This is a genomic window from Pseudomonas sp. BIOMIG1BAC (genome assembly GCF_001705995.2).
Taxonomy (GTDB): Bacteria; Pseudomonadota; Gammaproteobacteria; order Pseudomonadales; family Pseudomonadaceae; genus Aquipseudomonas; species Aquipseudomonas sessilinigenes.
Window position 1 is genome coordinate 2293576 of sequence record NZ_CP049045.1, and the last position, 15006, is coordinate 2308581.

Genomic DNA, 15006 nt, shown 5'->3' on the forward strand with positions numbered 1-15006 from the left:
TTCAGCGTCCCTGGCGCATCGGCCAGCCGATCACGCGCTTGGGGCGTGGCGTGGCATAGGTGCGTACCTTGGAGGTCGACAGCCCCTGGCGTACCAGGGACTCGGCGATGGTCACGGCGGCGGTCACCCCATCCACCACCGGCACTCCAGTGCGCTGGCGGATCTGCTCGTCGAGCCCGGCCATGCCGCCACAGCCCAGGCAAATGACTTCGGCCTTGTCCTGGGCCACGGCCAGCTCGGCCTGGTGGACGATGGCTTGCACTGCCCGCGCCGGATCTTCCTCCAGCTCCAGCACCGCCAGGCCACTGGCTCGCACCGAGGCGCAGCGTTCGTACAGGCCCGACAGCCTGAGGCGGTCCTCGATCAGCGGCACGGTGCGGTCCAGGGTGGTGACCACCGAGTAGGCGTGGCCGAGGAACATGGCGGTGCTGGCGGCGGCATCGGTGATATCCACCACCGGTACATTCAGCAGCTCCTGCAAGCCTTCGCGGCCGTGCTCGCCATAACCGGCCTGGATGACCGCGTCGTAGGGCTGGTCGTAGGCCAGAACCCGGTCCATCACGGCGATGGCGGCCAGGTAGCTTTCGAAGTTGCCCTCTACCGATTCGGCGCCGAAGTAGGGGGTGAGGCCGACAATCTCGGTGCCGGGGGCGGCTATGGCTTGGGCCTGGCGGGCAATGGCCTGGGTGATGCTGTCGCTGGTGTTGACGTTGACCACGAGAATTCGCATTGGGGTTCCTTGGTGGTTGGCTGAGTCCAGGCCCGGCATGCCGGGCCATTTACATCGATCAATGGCTGGCGTTGTCCACGGCGATCGATTCGCCGTCGATGTCCGCATAGTAGGGTTGGCGCCTGGCGATGATCAGGTACAGCAGGCCGGCGATGCCGGCGCCGATCAGCCAGGAGAATGGCGAGACGCTGGCAAACCCGGGCACCAGGGCCAGGGTAATGGCGATCAGCGCGGCGGGAACGAATGCCGCCACTGCTCGCAGGTTGACGCCGTGGCTGTAGAAGTACGGTCCTTGAGGGTCTTCGCTGTACAGCTGCGGCACGTTGACCCGGCCTTTGCGCAGGATCCAGTAGTCCACCATGATCACGCCGTACAGTGGCCCCAGCAACGCCCCCAGGCCCGACAGGAAGTACACGATCACCAATGGGCTGTTGTACAGGTTCCACGGCAGGATCAGCACCGCGATGGAGGCGCTGATCAGTCCTGCGCGGCGGAAGTTCAGGTACTTGGGAGCCAGGTTGCTGAGAACGAAGGCCGGGGCTACGAAGTTGGCCATGATGTTCACTGCCACGGTGACGATCAGGAACGCCAGGCACCCCAGGACCAGGAATGGGGTGCTGGGGATCGAGGCGATGATGTCGGTGGGGCTGGCGATGATCTTGCCGTTGATCTGCAGTTGTGCGCCGCACAGCAGCACCGTGATGCTGGCGAACACCAGGATGTTCACCGGCAGGCCCCAGAAGTTGCCCACGGTGATGGTCTTGCGGCATGGCGCGGAGCGGGCGAAGTCACAGAAGTTGAGCACCATCGTGCCGTAGATCGCCAGCCACAGCGTGCCGCCGGCAAAGATCTGCCGCCACATTTCACCACCGCTCAGTGGCTCGCGGATCGACCAGGCAATGTGCCCGTCGGCCTGGGTGTACATCCATCCGGCGAGGCAGGCCACGGTCAACAGGATGATCGGGCCGGCGAAGGCTTCGTAGCGGCGGATGGTCTCCATGCCGTAGGCCAGGATCGCCAGCTGCACCAGCCAGATGATCACGAAGCAAGCCCAGCCCAGGGTCGACAGGCCGAGGATCGAGTCATGGTCGTAGGCGGCGAAGCCCGGGTGGATGGCGGTGAGCAGTACGCGAAACACCACCGAGGCCAGGTAGGTCTGGATACCGAACCAGGCGATGGCGATCACGGCGCGGATCAATGCCGGAATCTGCGCGCCGTGGATGCCGAAGCTGATCCGGCTGATGACCGGGAACGGTACGCCGGTCTTCTGTCCCATGTAGCCGGACAGGTTCATGAAGCCATAGACCAGAGCCGCGCCGATGGCCAGCGCCAAGAGGATCTGCCAGCCACCCAGGCCCAGGGCATACAGGCCGATGGCGAAGGAGTAGTTGGCGATGTTGTGCACATCGTTGGTCCACAGGGCGAAGATGCTGTAGCCGCCCCAGCGCCGGCCTTCGATCTTGGTGGGGGCCAAGTCGTTGTTATGCAGGCGTGGGCTGAGGGTGACGGGTTCCCAAGACGTGTCGACCACCGGTTGCTGGAGGTTGTGGGAGTGCAGGGAGGAGGGCGGGTCCAGTGCGATGTCATTGGAAGGGCGGGTGTGCATGCCGGCGTACTCCTGATTCCATCCCTGGATGACACTGCCGAGCCTGGGCCGGACAATCTTCGTCGCAGGTGGGGAATCACTGGGTTCGGGACGTCTGCAGCTTGAGTCGGGGCAAGCGTGCGGACAGTGAGTGTATGTATGTTTTGATTATTTTTGTATACAAAACATGCTTCGACTCAAGCCACTTCTATGCCAGTTCCAGCACTATGCTTTTTACTGCTGATTTCGTTTCGTTATTTAGAAGGCATAACTCGTTGAAATGGTGTGAATAAAAATTGACCATTTGAACAGGTATTTATTTTTCAGGTGCCAGCCGTGGAATCCGCGAGGAGATCGCGGTGTAACTTTTCAGGGCGGATGGTGCTTGAAGTGCACACAAAAATGGCACTCTGGGTGACATTTATGTGTACACGTTTGCTCTGTCGGCGCTCGAACGAGCGCCGGGCGGGTTCAGGCTTTGCCGATGAGGTTGCCGGCGTGCAGGCCGCATTCCTTCTGGGTGGCTTCTTCCCACCACCAGCGACCTTCGCGTTCGTGCTGGTTGGGCAGGACCGGGCGGGTGCAGGGCTCGCAGCCGATGCTGATGAAACCGCGTTCGTGCAGGCTGTTGTACGGCAGTTCGAGCATGCGGATATAGCCCCAGATCTCCTCGCTGCTCATCTGCGCCAGCGGGTTGAACTTGTACAGCGTGCGCTCCGGGGTGGAGAAAGCGCTGTCGATCTCCAGGACCGCTACCTGGCTGCGGGTGCCCGGGCTCTGGTCGCGGCGCTGGCCGGTGGCCCAGGCACTGACGGTGGACAGCTTGCGCCGCAGGGGTTCGATCTTGCGGATGCCGCAGCATTCGCCATGGCCATCCTTGTAGAAACTGAACAGGCCCTTTTCCTTGACGAAGGGTTCGAGCTTGCTGTGATCCGGCGAGATCAGCTCGATGTCGATCTTGTAGTGTTCGCGCACCTGGTCGATGAAGCGGTAGGTCTCCGGGTGCAGGCGCCCGGTGTCGAGGCTGAAGACCCTGACGTTCTTGTTCAGCTTCCAGGCCATGTCCACCAGCACCACATCCTCGGCACCGCTGAAGGAGATCCACAGGTCATCGCCGAACTGGGAGAAAGCCAGCTTGAGAATGTCCTGGGCGGATTTGTTGGCATAGGTCGCGGCGAGTTCAGCGACATCGAACGATGGGGTCATCAGGGCGGTTTCCTACAGGTCGGTGGCGCTGTGCGCTCTATAGGGGGGCGATCTTAGCAAAATCCACCCGGCCCTGGCGCGTTCGTCTGCGTTGCGCCCATGGGGGCGAGTCGCTAGGGTCTGTTGCCATTTCGCCGCGACCGCGCCGGAGCCGGTTTTAGCGCGGAGCTAGGCACGAGACGCGAGGTTTGGCATTCCAAATGAGCCGTCGAGTAACGACGCGCCGCGCTAAAACCGGCCCGTCCCTTCGGGTTGCGCGGCAAATGGCGCCATGCGTCGTTGCAGGACTTGGCAAGGGAGCGACCATTGCCTGCGTCCTACGCCTAGCCTGGCGCCATTTGACGCGGCAACGCGGTTTGCGCCGAAACGGCAACAGACCCTATAGTTCGGCCGTCCTTTTGCTCGCTCAATATCAATAATCAGAACCAATGGGAGTGTCTTGTGGAAATCGCCTGTCTCGATCTGGAAGGTGTACTGGTCCCGGAAATCTGGATCGCCTTTGCTGAAAAAACCGGGATTGAATCCCTCAAGGCCACCACCCGGGATATTCCCGACTACGACGTACTGATGAAGCAGCGCCTGCGCATTCTCGACGAGCACGGCCTGAAGCTCTCGGACATCCAGGAAGTGATCGCCACCCTCAAGCCGCTGGACGGCGCGGTGGAGTTCGTCAACTGGCTGCGCGAGCGCTTCCAGGTGGTGATCCTCTCCGACACCTTCTATGAGTTCTCCCAGCCGCTGATGCGCCAGTTGGGTTTCCCGACCTTGTTGTGCCACCGCCTGGTCACCGATGACAGCGGTCGCGTCACCGGCTACCAGTTGCGCCAGAAGGACCCCAAGCGCCAGTCGGTGCTGGCCTTCAAGAGCCTGTACTACCGGGTGATCGCCGCCGGCGACTCCTACAACGACACCACCATGCTCGGCGAGGCGGATGCCGGCATCCTGTTCCACGCGCCGGACAACGTGATCCGCGAGTTCCCGCAGTTCCCGGCGGTGCACAGCTTCGCCGAGCTCAAGCAGGAGTTCCTCAAGGCCTCCAACCGTAGCCTGAGCCTGTAACGACCAGGCCGCGTGCGGCGGCAATCGCGCGGGGGATCAGGCTTCGCGTAGCCGCTGCCGCAGGCTGTGTACGGGCGCGTGGCGGCCGCGAGATCGGGTAGCCGCTACCATCAGCTCCTGCGGGCAGCTGTCGTCAGAGCTGCTGCAGGGTGTCCAGCAGGACTTGCACCTTGGTGATCGACTCCTGGTATTCAGCCTGCCAGTCCGAGTCGGCCACGATTCCGCCGCCGCCCCAGCAACTGATCTGCCCGTCCTTGGCCAGCAGGCTGCGGATGGCGATGGAGCTGTCCATTTCCCCGCGCACGTCCAGGTACAGCAGCGAGCCGCAATACAGCGCCCGGCGCGTGGGTTCGAGCTCATCGATGATCTGCATCGAGCGGATCTTCGGCGCGCCGGTGATCGAGCCGCCAGGGAAGCTGCCGGCGATCAGGTCCAGGGCGTCCTTGTCTGCCGCCAGCTCGCCGGTGACGCTGCTCACCAGGTGGTGGACGTTGGGGTAGCTCTCCAGGCTGAACAGCTCCGGCACCCGCACCGAGCCGATGCGGCAGGTGCGCCCCAGGTCATTGCGCAGTAGGTCGACGATCATCAGGTTTTCCGCCCGGTCCTTGGGGCTGGCCAGCAGTTCGGCGGCGCTGGCCGCGTCCTCGGCGGCATCCCGGCCGCGGGGGCGGGTACCCTTGATCGGCCGGGTTTCCACCCGGCCCTGGCTGACATGAACGAAGCGTTCCGGTGACAGGCTCAGCACCGCGCCACCGTCGGGCAAGCGCTGGAAGCCGGAGAACGGCGTGGGGCAGGCCGCGCGCAGCGCACGGTAGGCCACCCATGGATCGCCCTGGTACCGGCCGCGAAAGCGCTGGGCGAAATTCACCTGGTAGCAATCGCCGGACCGGATGTAGTGCTGGATGCGTTCGAAAGCCTGGCGATAGTCATCGGCGCCAAGGTCGGCCTGCATGGGGCTGGTCAGCTGGAACGAGGTGCTGGGTGCCGGCAGCGGCTGACTGAATAGCTGGAGCAGGCGCTGGCGCTCGCTCGGTGCCAGGCTGGGATGGAACACCAGTTGGCTGGTGCCCGCCTGGTGATCGTTGACCAGCGCCCAGGCATACAGGCCCAGGCGTGCATCGGGCAGGTGCAGGTCGTCCCGGGCCTGGCTGGGCATGCGCTCCAGGTGCCGGCCGAAGTCATAGCTCAGGTAGCCGATCAGGCCGCCGGCGAACGGCAGGTCGTAGGGGGCGGGAATCTGTGCCGGGCCCAGTTGCGCCAGGTTGTCCCGCAGGCGTTGGAGGAATGCGCCGCCACTTTCCTCGGCGGCCACCGTCAGTTGCGCCAGGGGCCAGGCACTGAGCAGGTCGTAGCGGCCGCGCTCGGCGCTGGGGCGGCCGCTATCGAGCAGCACGGCGCCGGGGGCGTGTTCGATTGCCGCGAAGTAGTCGGCGGGATTGTCACGATAGGGGAGCGGGTGTACGGAACAGGTCAACATGCGGGGCAGATCAGCCATCGGGGCGCGGCTGGCGATTGTAGTCCCCCCGGGGATTTGCTCCTAGGGGGGAGGTCGGCAATGGAGTGGTTTGCGACGTACCGCTTGCATTGGCCATGGCCACCGGCTGCGCCAGGACCTTCAGGCAGCCGCGATCAGCCTTCCACGGCGGGGATATGGCCGAACAGCTGCTGGGCGAAACGCACCCGCTCCTCGACGCTTTCCTCGATGCCCTGGGCCTTGAGCTGTTCCAGGTGGGCCTCGATGGCGTGGGTGCGCTGGGTCAGGCCGCAGTCGTTGGCGATCTGGATGTTCAGGCCCGGGCGGGCGTTGAGCTCGAGAATCAACGGCCCCTTGTCCTGGTCCAGCACCATGTCCACGCCGATGTAGCCCAGGCCGCACAGCTCGTAGCAACCGGCCGCCAGCTTCATGAAACCGTCCCAGTAGGGCAGCTGCACGCCGTCTACCGCGTTGGTGGTATCCGGGTGCTTGGTGATGATGTTGTTCAGCCAGGTGCCGCGCAGGGTCAGGCCGGTGGCCAGGTCGACCCCGACGCCGATGGCGCCCTGGTGCAGGTTGGCCTTGCCGCCGGACTGGCGGGTCGGCAGGCGTAGCATGGCCATCACCGGGTAGCCCATGAGCACGATGATGCGGATGTCCGGCACGCCTTCGTAGCTGATGCTCTTGAAGATCTGGTCCGGGGTTACCCGGTACTCGATCAGCGCGCGGTCGCGGTGGCCGCCCAGGGAGTACAGGCCGGTGAGAATGCTGGAGATCTGATGCTCGATTTCCTCATGGCTGATGATCTTCCCGGAGACCGTGCGATAGCGGCCCTCGAAGCGGTCGGCGATCACCAGGATGCCATCGCCGCCGGCGCCCTGGGCTGGCTTGATGACGAAGTCGTTGCGCCCACCGATGATCTCGTCGAGCTTGTCGATTTCCTTCTCGGTGGAGATCACCCCGTACAGTTCCGGTACGTGGATGCCGGCCTTGAGCGCCCGTTCCTTGGTGATGATCTTGTCATCGACGATGGGGTACAGGCTGCGCTTGTTGTACTTGAGCACGTAGTCGGCGTTACGCCGGTTGATGCCCATGATCCCGCGCGCTTCCAGGGCCTTCCAGGTCTTCCACAGGCCGAACATCAGGAGTCAGCCTTGACGAAGGCTTTGAAACGCACCAGCTCCGTCAGCCGGTAGCCGCGGTAGCGACCCATGGCCAGCATGAAGCCCACCAGGATCAGCAGCATCGCCGGGAAGGTGAAGACGAAGTACGTCAGCTCCGGCACGCTCATGATCAGGTGCGCCAGGGAGGCGGCGAACAGCGTGCCGATCGCGACTTTCATCGCATGGCCGCCGCCACGTTCTTCCCAGGTGATGGACAGGCGCTCGATGGTCATGGTCAGGATCACCATCGGGAACAGCGCCACCGACAAGCCGCGCTCCAGGCCCAGCTTGTGGCTGAACAGGCTGATGGCGGCGATCAGCACCACCACGAAGGTCAGCACCACCGACAGGCGCGGCAGCATCTGCAGCTTCAGGTGTTCCAGGTAGGAGCGCAGCGACAGGCCCAGGGCAGTGATCACGGTGAACAGCGCGATGCCGAAGCCCAGCTGGGTCTCGCGAAAGGCCAGGGCGATCAGCACCGGGGTGAAGGTGCCCAGGGTCTGCAGGCCGATCAGGTTGCGCAGCACCAGGATCACCAGCACGCCGATGGGGATCATCACCATGATCATGAAGGTCTGCTGGGTTTGCAGCGGCAGGCCGTAGAGCGAGTATTCGAGGAAGTTGGCGTCGGTGTTCTCGTCGGTCAGCTTGGCCAGGCGGATGGCGTTCATCTCGCTGTTGTTCATGCTGAAGGTGACGTTGGCTTTCTTGCCGCCATCGACGGTGATCAGGTTGTCGTCGCCGGTCCACCACAGCAGGCGATCGCTGGGCAGGCCCTGCTCGCCGGTCTCGGGGTTGAAGTACAGCCAGTCGGTGCCGTTGAAGCTGCGCAGCCACAGCTCCGGAGTCTGCGGCTGGTCGGCCACCAGGCGGATGGTGTGGACCTTCTCGGCCGGCACATGGGCGATGGACAGCAGCAGCTCGACAATCTTGGCCTTGTTGGCGCTGGAGGAGTCGCCGGCCAGCAGCAGCTTGGCATTGTCGTCGCTGGCGTTGTTGACCCGCTTGATGGCTTCGCTGATGAAGGTCTCGACGTCCGCCGAATGCTGGCGGATCGGCGCCAGCAGGGCGTCGGCGGCAATCTTCTCCGGCCCTTCGATGGCCATGCTGTCGCGGAAGGTCGGGCCCTTGACCTTGGCTTTCTCGGCGCTGTAGCGCTTGGTCAGGACCAGGCGGTAGTACAGGGTCTGGTTGCCCTTGGCCCGGCGTGCCGACCAGGTGACCTTGCGATTGCCATCGACGCGGTTCACCGCCACGCCATAGTTGTTGGAAATGAAACTCTCGTTGAGGCTCACATAGTCGCGGCTCAGGGGCGGCACGAACATCTGGATCTTGATCGGGTCCTTGCCGTTGGCGACGAACTCGACCTTGGCATCGATGTTCCACAGATCGTCAGTGGCGTCCTCGGTCACCGGAATGCCAAGCACGAAGATCTGATAAGCCGTGATCGAAATGCCCAGCACCACCAATACGGCGATCAGGACTTTCAGATGGAGGGTAAGAGAGCGCATTGGAATTACTCTGCGGTATGAGCGTCAGTGGCGCAGGCAGGTTTGCCAGCAGCGTATTTAAGACTGGGGTCGACCAGCGCATCGAAGCGCTTGAGGGCTTCGGAGCCGATCAAAAGCGGGTATTGGAATGCGCTACGGTCGGTCAAGTTCACTTCGATACTGCGTAAAGCGCTGCCCATGCAGACCTGCAGGGCGATCACCGGGCGTGCGGTGTAGTTCTTGCCCTCATCGGGATCATAGTCGCCGGCGCGGCGCTTGATCTTGCTGACCCGTGCCAGGGGGCGTTCGATGGGGTGGGAATGAGCCGTGTCGATGGCCAGGTAGAAACGCACCCAGGATTCGCCATCGCGCTTGAAGCGCTTGATGTCGCGGGCACTCAGGGAGGCGGTCTTGGCCCCGGTGTCGAGCTTGGCGGCGACCTCCAGGTCGATGCCTGCAAGTTGGGCGTATTCATTCAAGCCGTAGACGGTCTTGCCGGCGGCGAAGCCGGTGCCAGGAAGGATGAATAGGCAGAGCAGTGGGAGAAGGGCCTTGAGAGTCATAGATCCTGGTGGTCATGGGTTCTTCAGTTCAAGGCGACCGGCATTGCTGCGCAAGCTCCCTCGTGTGCTTGCCATAAAAAGATGACAGGCCGATGCGGGCGGCATTCTAGCATGCTGGTTTTATGGCGCCAGCGCCGGGGGTGGGCCTTTTGTCTCGTTTTGATGCAATCAGTTATTAGACGATTGTCGACAATCTCTATTTTTCCTTTGACTGCGATGGGGCTATTGGCTAATTTTCGCCTCATTGATTTTAAAGGTGTCGACAATATGCTGGATCAACTGGAACCCTCGACGCCGGCCCAAGACGACTCCGAGACCCTTTCCGAAAACGTCTTCCGGCGTATCCAGGCCGCCATCGTCAAGGGCGAGATCGCCCCGGGCAGCAAGATCTCCGAGCCGGAGTTGGCCCGCACCTACGGCATCAGCCGTGGTCCGCTGCGCGAGGCCATCCACCGCCTGGAGGGCCAGCGCCTGCTGGTGCGCGTGCCCCATGTCGGGGCCCGGGTGGTTTCCCTGAGCCATGCCGAGCTGATCGAACTCTACGAAATCCGCGAATCCCTGGAAGGCATGGCTTGTCGCCTGGCGGCCGAACGCATGAGCGTGGCCGAGATCGACGAACTGCGCCGCGTGCTGGAGACCCATGAGCGCGATGCGGCGTTCCAGGCTGGTGTTGGCTATTACCAGCAGGAAGGGGATTTCGACTTCCATTACCGGATCATCCAGGGCGCTGCCAACCAGACCCTGACCAAGATGCTTTGCGGCGAGCTCTACCAACTGGTGCGCATGTACCGCCTGCAGTTCTCCAGCGTGCCGAACCGGCCGCGCCAGGCTTTCGCCGAACACCACCGAATTCTCGATGCCATCGCCGACCGAGACGGCGAACTGGCCGAGTTGCTGATGCGCCGTCATATCGGTGCCTCCAAGCGCAATATCGAGCGCCATTACCAGGAAGCGCTCGTCAACCCGTCCAAGACACGAGGTGAGTCATGAGTCAGAAAACCGCCGGCCAGCGCTTCCGCGACGCCATTGCCGAGGAACATCCGCTGCAGGTCATCGGCGCCATCAACGCCAACCACGCGCTGCTGGCCAAGCGTGCCGGCTTCAAGGCCATCTACCTCTCCGGTGGCGGTGTCGCCGCCGGCTCCCTGGGCCTGCCGGACCTGGGCATCAACACCCTGGACGACGTGCTCACCGACGTGCGCCGCATCACCGACGTCTGCGACCTGCCGTTGCTGGTGGACATCGACACCGGTTTCGGCCCCAGCGCCTTCAACATCGAGCGCACCGTCAAGAACCTGATCAAGGCCGGCGCCGCCGCCGCCCATATCGAGGATCAGGTGGGTGCCAAGCGTTGCGGCCACCGTCCGGGCAAGGAAATCGTTTCCACCGAGGAGATGGTCGATCGCGTACGCGCCGCCGCCGATGCCAAGACCGACCCGAATTTCTTCCTTATCGCTCGGACCGACGCCATCCAGGCCGAGGGCGTGGACGCCGCCATCGAGCGCTGCCAGCGTTATGTGGAGGCGGGCGCCGACGGCATCTTCGCCGAGGCCGCCTACGACCTGCCGACCTACAAGCGCTTCGTCGATGCCCTCGATGTGCCCGTGCTGGCCAACATCACCGAGTTCGGCGCCACCCCGCTGTTCTCCCGCGATGAGCTGGCGTCGGTGGGCGTCGCCATCCAGCTCTACCCGCTGTCGGCCTTCCGTGCCGCCAACAAGGCGGCCGAGGCGGTCTACACCGCTATTCGCCGCGATGGCCATCAAAAAGAGGTCATCGATCTGATGCAGACTCGTGCCGAACTGTACGACCGCATCGGCTACCACGCTTTCGAGCAGAAGCTCGACGCCCTGTTCGCTGCCAAGAAATGACCGGACCCGGGCCGCTCCCCGGGAGCGGCCTGCGGATATAACAAGACGCAAGCAACCGGATAAAAATGAGGAGATTCACGCGATGAGCCCCAGCGAAACCACCACCGCCTTCAAGCCGAAGAAATCCGTGGCCCTGAGCGGCACCGCCGCCGGCAACACGGCCCTGTGCACCGTCGGCCGTACCGGCAACGACCTGCACTACCGCGGTTATGACATCCTCGACTTCGCCACCTCCTGCGAATTCGAGGAAATTGCCCACCTGCTGGTCCATGGCAAGCTGCCGAACGTCGCCGAGCTGACGGGCTACAAGGCCAAGCTCAAGGCCCTGCGCGGCCTGCCGGCCGGGGTCAAGGTGGCGCTGGAGCAACTGCCGCCGTCCGCCCACCCGATGGACGTGATGCGCACCGCCGTTTCCGTGCTGGGTTGCCTGTCGCCGGAGAAGGACGACCACAACCATCCGGGCGCCCGTGACATCGCCGACAAGCTGATGGCGTGCCTCGGTTCTGCGTTGCTCTACTGGTACCACTTCAGCCACAACGGCAAGCGCATCGACGTGGAGACCGACGACGATTCCATCGGCGGCCATTTCCTGCACCTGCTGCACGGCGAGAAGCCGCGTGAGTCGTGGGTGCGCGCCATGCACACCTCGCTGATCCTCTATGCCGAGCACGAATTCAACGCCTCCACCTTCACCTCACGGGTGATTGCCGGTACCGGTTCCGACATGTTCTCCTGCATCGCCGGGGCCATCGGCGCATTGCGCGGTCCCAAGCACGGTGGCGCCAACGAGGTGGCCTTCGAGATCCAGAAGCGCTACGACAACCCGGACGAAGCGGAAGCTGACATCCGCGCCCGCGTCGAGAAGAAGGAAGTGGTGATCGGCTTCGGCCATCCGGTCTACACCGTGTCCGACCCGCGCAACAAGGTGATCAAGGAAGTGGCCCGCGAGCTGTCCGTCGAGCAGAGCAACAGCAAGATGTTCGACATCGCCGAGCGCCTGGAATCGACCATGTGGGAAATCAAGAAGATGTTCCCCAACCTCGATTGGTTCAGTGCCGTCAGCTACCACATGATGGGCGTGCCCACCGCCATGTTCACCCCGCTGTTCGTGATCGCCCGTACTTCCGGCTGGTCTTCCCACGTCATCGAGCAACGCATCGACGGCAAGATCATCCGCCCGAGCGCCAACTACGTTGGCCCGGAAGACCTGAAGTTCGTGCCCCTGAAGGACCGCAAGTAATCATGAACAGCCAATACCGCAAGAACCTGCCTGGTACGGCGCTGGACTACTTCGACACCCGCGAGGCGGTGGATGCCATCGCCCCGGGTGCCTACGCCGGCCTGCCGTACACCTCCCGGGTGCTGGCCGAACAACTGGTGCGCCGGTGCGACCCGGCGCAGCTCACCGACTCGCTGAAGCAACTGATCGAGCGCAAGCGCGACCTCGACTTCCCCTGGTACCCGGCCCGCGTGGTCTGCCACGACATTCTCGGCCAGACCGCGCTGGTGGACCTGGCCGGCCTGCGCGATGCGATCGCCGACCAGGGTGGCGACCCGGCCCTGGTCAACCCGGTGGTGCCGACCCAGCTGATCGTCGACCACTCCCTGGCCGTGGAATTCGGCGGTTTCGACCCGGACGCCTTCGAGAAGAACCGCGCCGTCGAGGAGCGCCGCAACGAGGACCGCTTCCACTTCATCGAGTGGACCAAGACCGCGTTCAAGAACGTCGATGTGATCCCCGCCGGCAACGGCATCATGCACCAGATCAACCTGGAGAAAATGAGCCCGGTGATCCAGGCGCGCGGCGGCGTGGCCTTCCCCGACACCTGCGTCGGCACCGACAGCCATACCCCCCACGTCGATGCGCTGGGCGTGATCGCCATCGGCGTCGGTGGCCTGGAGGCGGAGACCGTGATGCTCGGTCGCGCGTCGATGATGCGCCTGCCCGACATCGTCGGCGTCAAGCTCACCGGCAAGCGCCAGCCCGGGATCACCGCCACCGACATCGTCCTGGCCCTGACCGAGTTCCTGCGCAAGGAAAAGGTGGTGGGTGCCTACGTCGAGTTCTTCGGCGAAGGGGCCGACAGCCTGTCCGTTGGCGACCGCGCGACCATCTCCAACATGTGCCCGGAGTACGGTGCCACCGCGTCGATGTTCTACATCGACCAGCAGACCATCGACTACCTCAAGCTCACCGGTCGCGAGCCGGAGCAGGTGGCCCTGGTGGAGAACTATGCCAAGACCACCGGCCTGTGGGCCGATGCCCTGGTCACTGCGGAATACGAGCGGGTGCTGACATTCGATCTGTCCACCGTGGTGCGCAACATGGCCGGTCCGTCCAACCCGCACCGGCGCTTGCCGACCTCGGCCCTGGCCGAGCGGGGTATCGCCGACGAAACCAAGCTGGCCGCCGGCAAGGTCGAACAAGCCGAGGGCCTGATGCCCGATGGCGCGGTGATCATCGCGGCGATCACCAGCTGCACCAATACCTCCAACCCGCGTAACGTGGTGGCTGCAGGTCTGGTGGCGAAGAAGGCCAACGCCCTGGGCCTGGTGCGCCAGCCTTGGGTCAAGACGTCCTTCGCGCCGGGTTCGAAGGTCGCCAAGCTGTACCTGGAAGAGGCCGGCCTGCTGCCGGAGCTGGAGAAGCTCGGCTTCGGCATCGTCGCCTACGCCTGCACCACCTGCAACGGCATGTCCGGCGCCCTGGACCCGGTCATCCAGCAGGAAATCATCGACCGCGACCTGTATGCCACCGCAGTGCTGTCGGGCAACCGCAACTTCGACGGCCGTATCCACCCCTACGCCAAGCAGGCGTTCCTCGCCTCGCCGCCGCTGGTGGTGGCCTATGCGATCGCCGGCACCGTGCGCTTCGACATCGAGCAGGACGTGCTGGGCCATGACCAGGCCGGCAACCCGGTGACCCTGAAGGACCTGTGGCCGAGCGACGAGGAGATCGACGCGATTGTCGCCGCCTCGGTGAAGCCCGAGCAGTTCCGCCAGATCTACATCCCGATGTTCGACCTGGGCACCGTCAAGGAAGCCGAGAGCCCGCTGTACGACTGGCGCCCGATGAGTACCTACATCCGTCGTCCGCCGTACTGGGAAGGCGCGCTGGCCGGGGAGCGCACGCTCAAGGGCATGCGTCCGCTGGCGGTGCTGCCGGACAACATCACCACCGACCACCTGTCGCCGTCCAACGCCATCCTGGCGGACTCCGCGGCCGGTGAGTACCTGGCGAAGATGGGCCTGCCGGAGGAGGACTTCAACTCCTACGCCACCCACCGTGGCGATCACCTGACCGCCCAGCGCGCGACCTTCGCCAACCCGCAGTTGGTGAACGAGATGGCGGTGGTCGATGGCGAGGTGAAGAAGGGTTCCCTGGCCCGTGTCGAGCCCGAAGGCAAGGTCACGCGGATGTGGGAAGCCATCGAGACCTACATGGAGCGCAAGCAGCCGCTGATCATCATCGCCGGTGCCGACTACGGCCAGGGTTCGTCCCGCGACTGGGCGGCCAAGGGCGTGCGCCTGGCGGGTGTCGAGGCGATCGTCGCCGAGGGCTTCGAGCGTATCCATCGCACCAACCTGGTGGGCATGGGCGTGCTGCCGCTGCAGTTCCTGCCGGGCACCGACCGCAAGACCCTGGGCATCGACGGCACCGAGACCTACGACGTGCTCGGCCAACGCACTCCCCGGGCGCAGTTGACCCTGGTGATCCACCGCCACAATGGCGAGCGGCTCGAGGTGCCGGTGACCTGCCGCCTCGACACCGCCGAGGAGGTGTCGATCTACGAGGCCGGCGGTGTGCTGCAGCGTTTTGCCCAGGACTTCCTGGAATCGGCCACAGCCAGTTAAGCGACGTACC

The 15006-nt window shown here is 64.0% G+C and carries 12 protein-coding genes; 5 read left to right on the forward strand and 7 right to left on the reverse strand.

Annotated features, from left to right (window positions below; genetic code table 11):
• Nucleotide 1: 1 nt before the first annotated feature.
• The 3 genes from ATY02_RS10930 to ATY02_RS10940 all read right to left on the reverse strand — a co-directional run bounded on the left by ATY02_RS10930 (nt 2) and on the right by ATY02_RS10940 (nt 3521).
• Entirely contained in the window at nt 2-730 is a 729-nt protein-coding gene (locus ATY02_RS10930; RefSeq protein WP_068577312.1) for an aspartate/glutamate racemase family protein, read from the reverse strand.
• A gap of 58 nt (nt 731-788) precedes the next feature.
• Nucleotides 789-2336: an NCS1 family nucleobase:cation symporter-1 gene (locus tag ATY02_RS10935; RefSeq protein ID WP_068577310.1), complete on the reverse strand. Its 1548-nt coding sequence runs from the start codon at nt 2334-2336 to the stop codon at nt 789-791.
• A gap of 450 nt (nt 2337-2786) precedes the next feature.
• On the reverse strand, nt 2787-3521 hold the full coding sequence (locus tag ATY02_RS10940) for a phosphoadenylyl-sulfate reductase (protein WP_068577308.1): 735 nt from the start codon (nt 3519-3521) through the stop codon (nt 2787-2789).
• Between the two features lie 441 nt (nt 3522-3962).
• On the opposite strand from ATY02_RS10940, the gene thrH reads away from it, so the two are divergent.
• Nucleotides 3963-4580, forward strand: coding sequence for a bifunctional phosphoserine phosphatase/homoserine phosphotransferase ThrH (gene thrH, locus ATY02_RS10945; protein WP_022643230.1), 618 nt, complete (start codon nt 3963-3965; stop codon nt 4578-4580).
• Nucleotides 4581-4713: 133 nt separating this feature from the next.
• Here the strand turns inward: thrH and pabB are convergent, their stop codons facing one another.
• The 4 genes from pabB to ATY02_RS10965 form a co-directional block, all read right to left on the reverse strand.
• A complete protein-coding gene (gene pabB, locus ATY02_RS10950) occupies nt 4714-6057 on the reverse strand; it encodes an aminodeoxychorismate synthase component I (RefSeq protein ID WP_164823641.1) in 1344 nt (447 codons plus the stop codon).
• A gap of 152 nt (nt 6058-6209) precedes the next feature.
• On the reverse strand, nt 6210-7196 hold the full coding sequence (locus ATY02_RS10955) for an alpha-L-glutamate ligase-like protein (protein ID WP_022643231.1): 987 nt from the start codon (nt 7194-7196) through the stop codon (nt 6210-6212).
• Nucleotides 7196-8728, reverse strand: a complete 1533-nt coding sequence (locus tag ATY02_RS10960; protein ID WP_068577304.1) for an inactive transglutaminase family protein — start codon at nt 8726-8728, stop codon at nt 7196-7198. The genes ATY02_RS10955 and ATY02_RS10960 overlap by 1 nt, the downstream gene beginning before the upstream one ends.
• A gap of 5 nt (nt 8729-8733) precedes the next feature.
• Nucleotides 8734-9270, reverse strand: coding sequence for an ATP-dependent zinc protease (locus ATY02_RS10965; protein ID WP_068577302.1), 537 nt, complete (start codon nt 9268-9270; stop codon nt 8734-8736).
• Nucleotides 9271-9537: 267 nt separating this feature from the next.
• Here ATY02_RS10965 and ATY02_RS10970 point away from each other — a divergent pair, with 267 nt between their 5' ends.
• The 4 genes from ATY02_RS10970 to acnD all read left to right on the forward strand — a co-directional run bounded on the left by ATY02_RS10970 (nt 9538) and on the right by acnD (nt 14996).
• A complete protein-coding gene (locus ATY02_RS10970) occupies nt 9538-10260 on the forward strand; it encodes a GntR family transcriptional regulator (RefSeq protein ID WP_068577300.1) in 723 nt (240 codons plus the stop codon).
• The gene (prpB, locus tag ATY02_RS10975; protein ID WP_068577298.1) at nt 10257-11141 is read left to right on the forward strand and encodes a methylisocitrate lyase; all 885 of its coding nucleotides are present in this window, start codon (nt 10257-10259) and stop codon (nt 11139-11141) included. Before ATY02_RS10970 ends, prpB begins: the two co-directional genes overlap by 4 nt.
• 82 nt (nt 11142-11223) lie before the next feature.
• Complete coding sequence (gene prpC / locus ATY02_RS10980; protein ID WP_068577296.1) at nt 11224-12381, forward strand: 2-methylcitrate synthase; 1158 nt, start codon at nt 11224-11226, stop codon at nt 12379-12381.
• Nucleotides 12382-12383: 2 nt separating this feature from the next.
• The gene (acnD, locus tag ATY02_RS10985; protein WP_068577294.1) at nt 12384-14996 is read left to right on the forward strand and encodes a Fe/S-dependent 2-methylisocitrate dehydratase AcnD; all 2613 of its coding nucleotides are present in this window, start codon (nt 12384-12386) and stop codon (nt 14994-14996) included.
• The last annotated feature ends 10 nt before the right edge of the window (nt 14997-15006 follow it).

Coding starts and splice junctions, on each gene's coding strand:
- ATY02_RS10935 (WP_068577310.1), bottom strand. CDS start 2,336: ATGCACACCCGCCCTTCCAATGACATCGCACTGGACCCGCCCTCCTCC.
- ATY02_RS10970 (WP_068577300.1), top strand. CDS start 9,538: ATGCTGGATCAACTGGAACCCTCGACGCCGGCCCAAGACGACTCCGAG.
- prpC (WP_068577296.1), top strand. CDS start 11,224: ATGAGCCCCAGCGAAACCACCACCGCCTTCAAGCCGAAGAAATCCGTG.
- ATY02_RS10955 (WP_022643231.1), bottom strand. CDS start 7,196: ATGTTCGGCCTGTGGAAGACCTGGAAGGCCCTGGAAGCGCGCGGGATC.
- prpB (WP_068577298.1), top strand. CDS start 10,257: ATGAGTCAGAAAACCGCCGGCCAGCGCTTCCGCGACGCCATTGCCGAG.
- ATY02_RS10960 (WP_068577304.1), bottom strand. CDS start 8,728: ATGCGCTCTCTTACCCTCCATCTGAAAGTCCTGATCGCCGTATTGGTG.
- ATY02_RS10965 (WP_068577302.1), bottom strand. CDS start 9,270: ATGACTCTCAAGGCCCTTCTCCCACTGCTCTGCCTATTCATCCTTCCT.
- pabB (WP_164823641.1), bottom strand. CDS start 6,057: ATGTTGACCTGTTCCGTACACCCGCTCCCCTATCGTGACAATCCCGCC.
- ATY02_RS10930 (WP_068577312.1), bottom strand. CDS start 730: ATGCGAATTCTCGTGGTCAACGTCAACACCAGCGACAGCATCACCCAG.
- ATY02_RS10940 (WP_068577308.1), bottom strand. CDS start 3,521: ATGACCCCATCGTTCGATGTCGCTGAACTCGCCGCGACCTATGCCAAC.
- acnD (WP_068577294.1), top strand. CDS start 12,384: ATGAACAGCCAATACCGCAAGAACCTGCCTGGTACGGCGCTGGACTAC.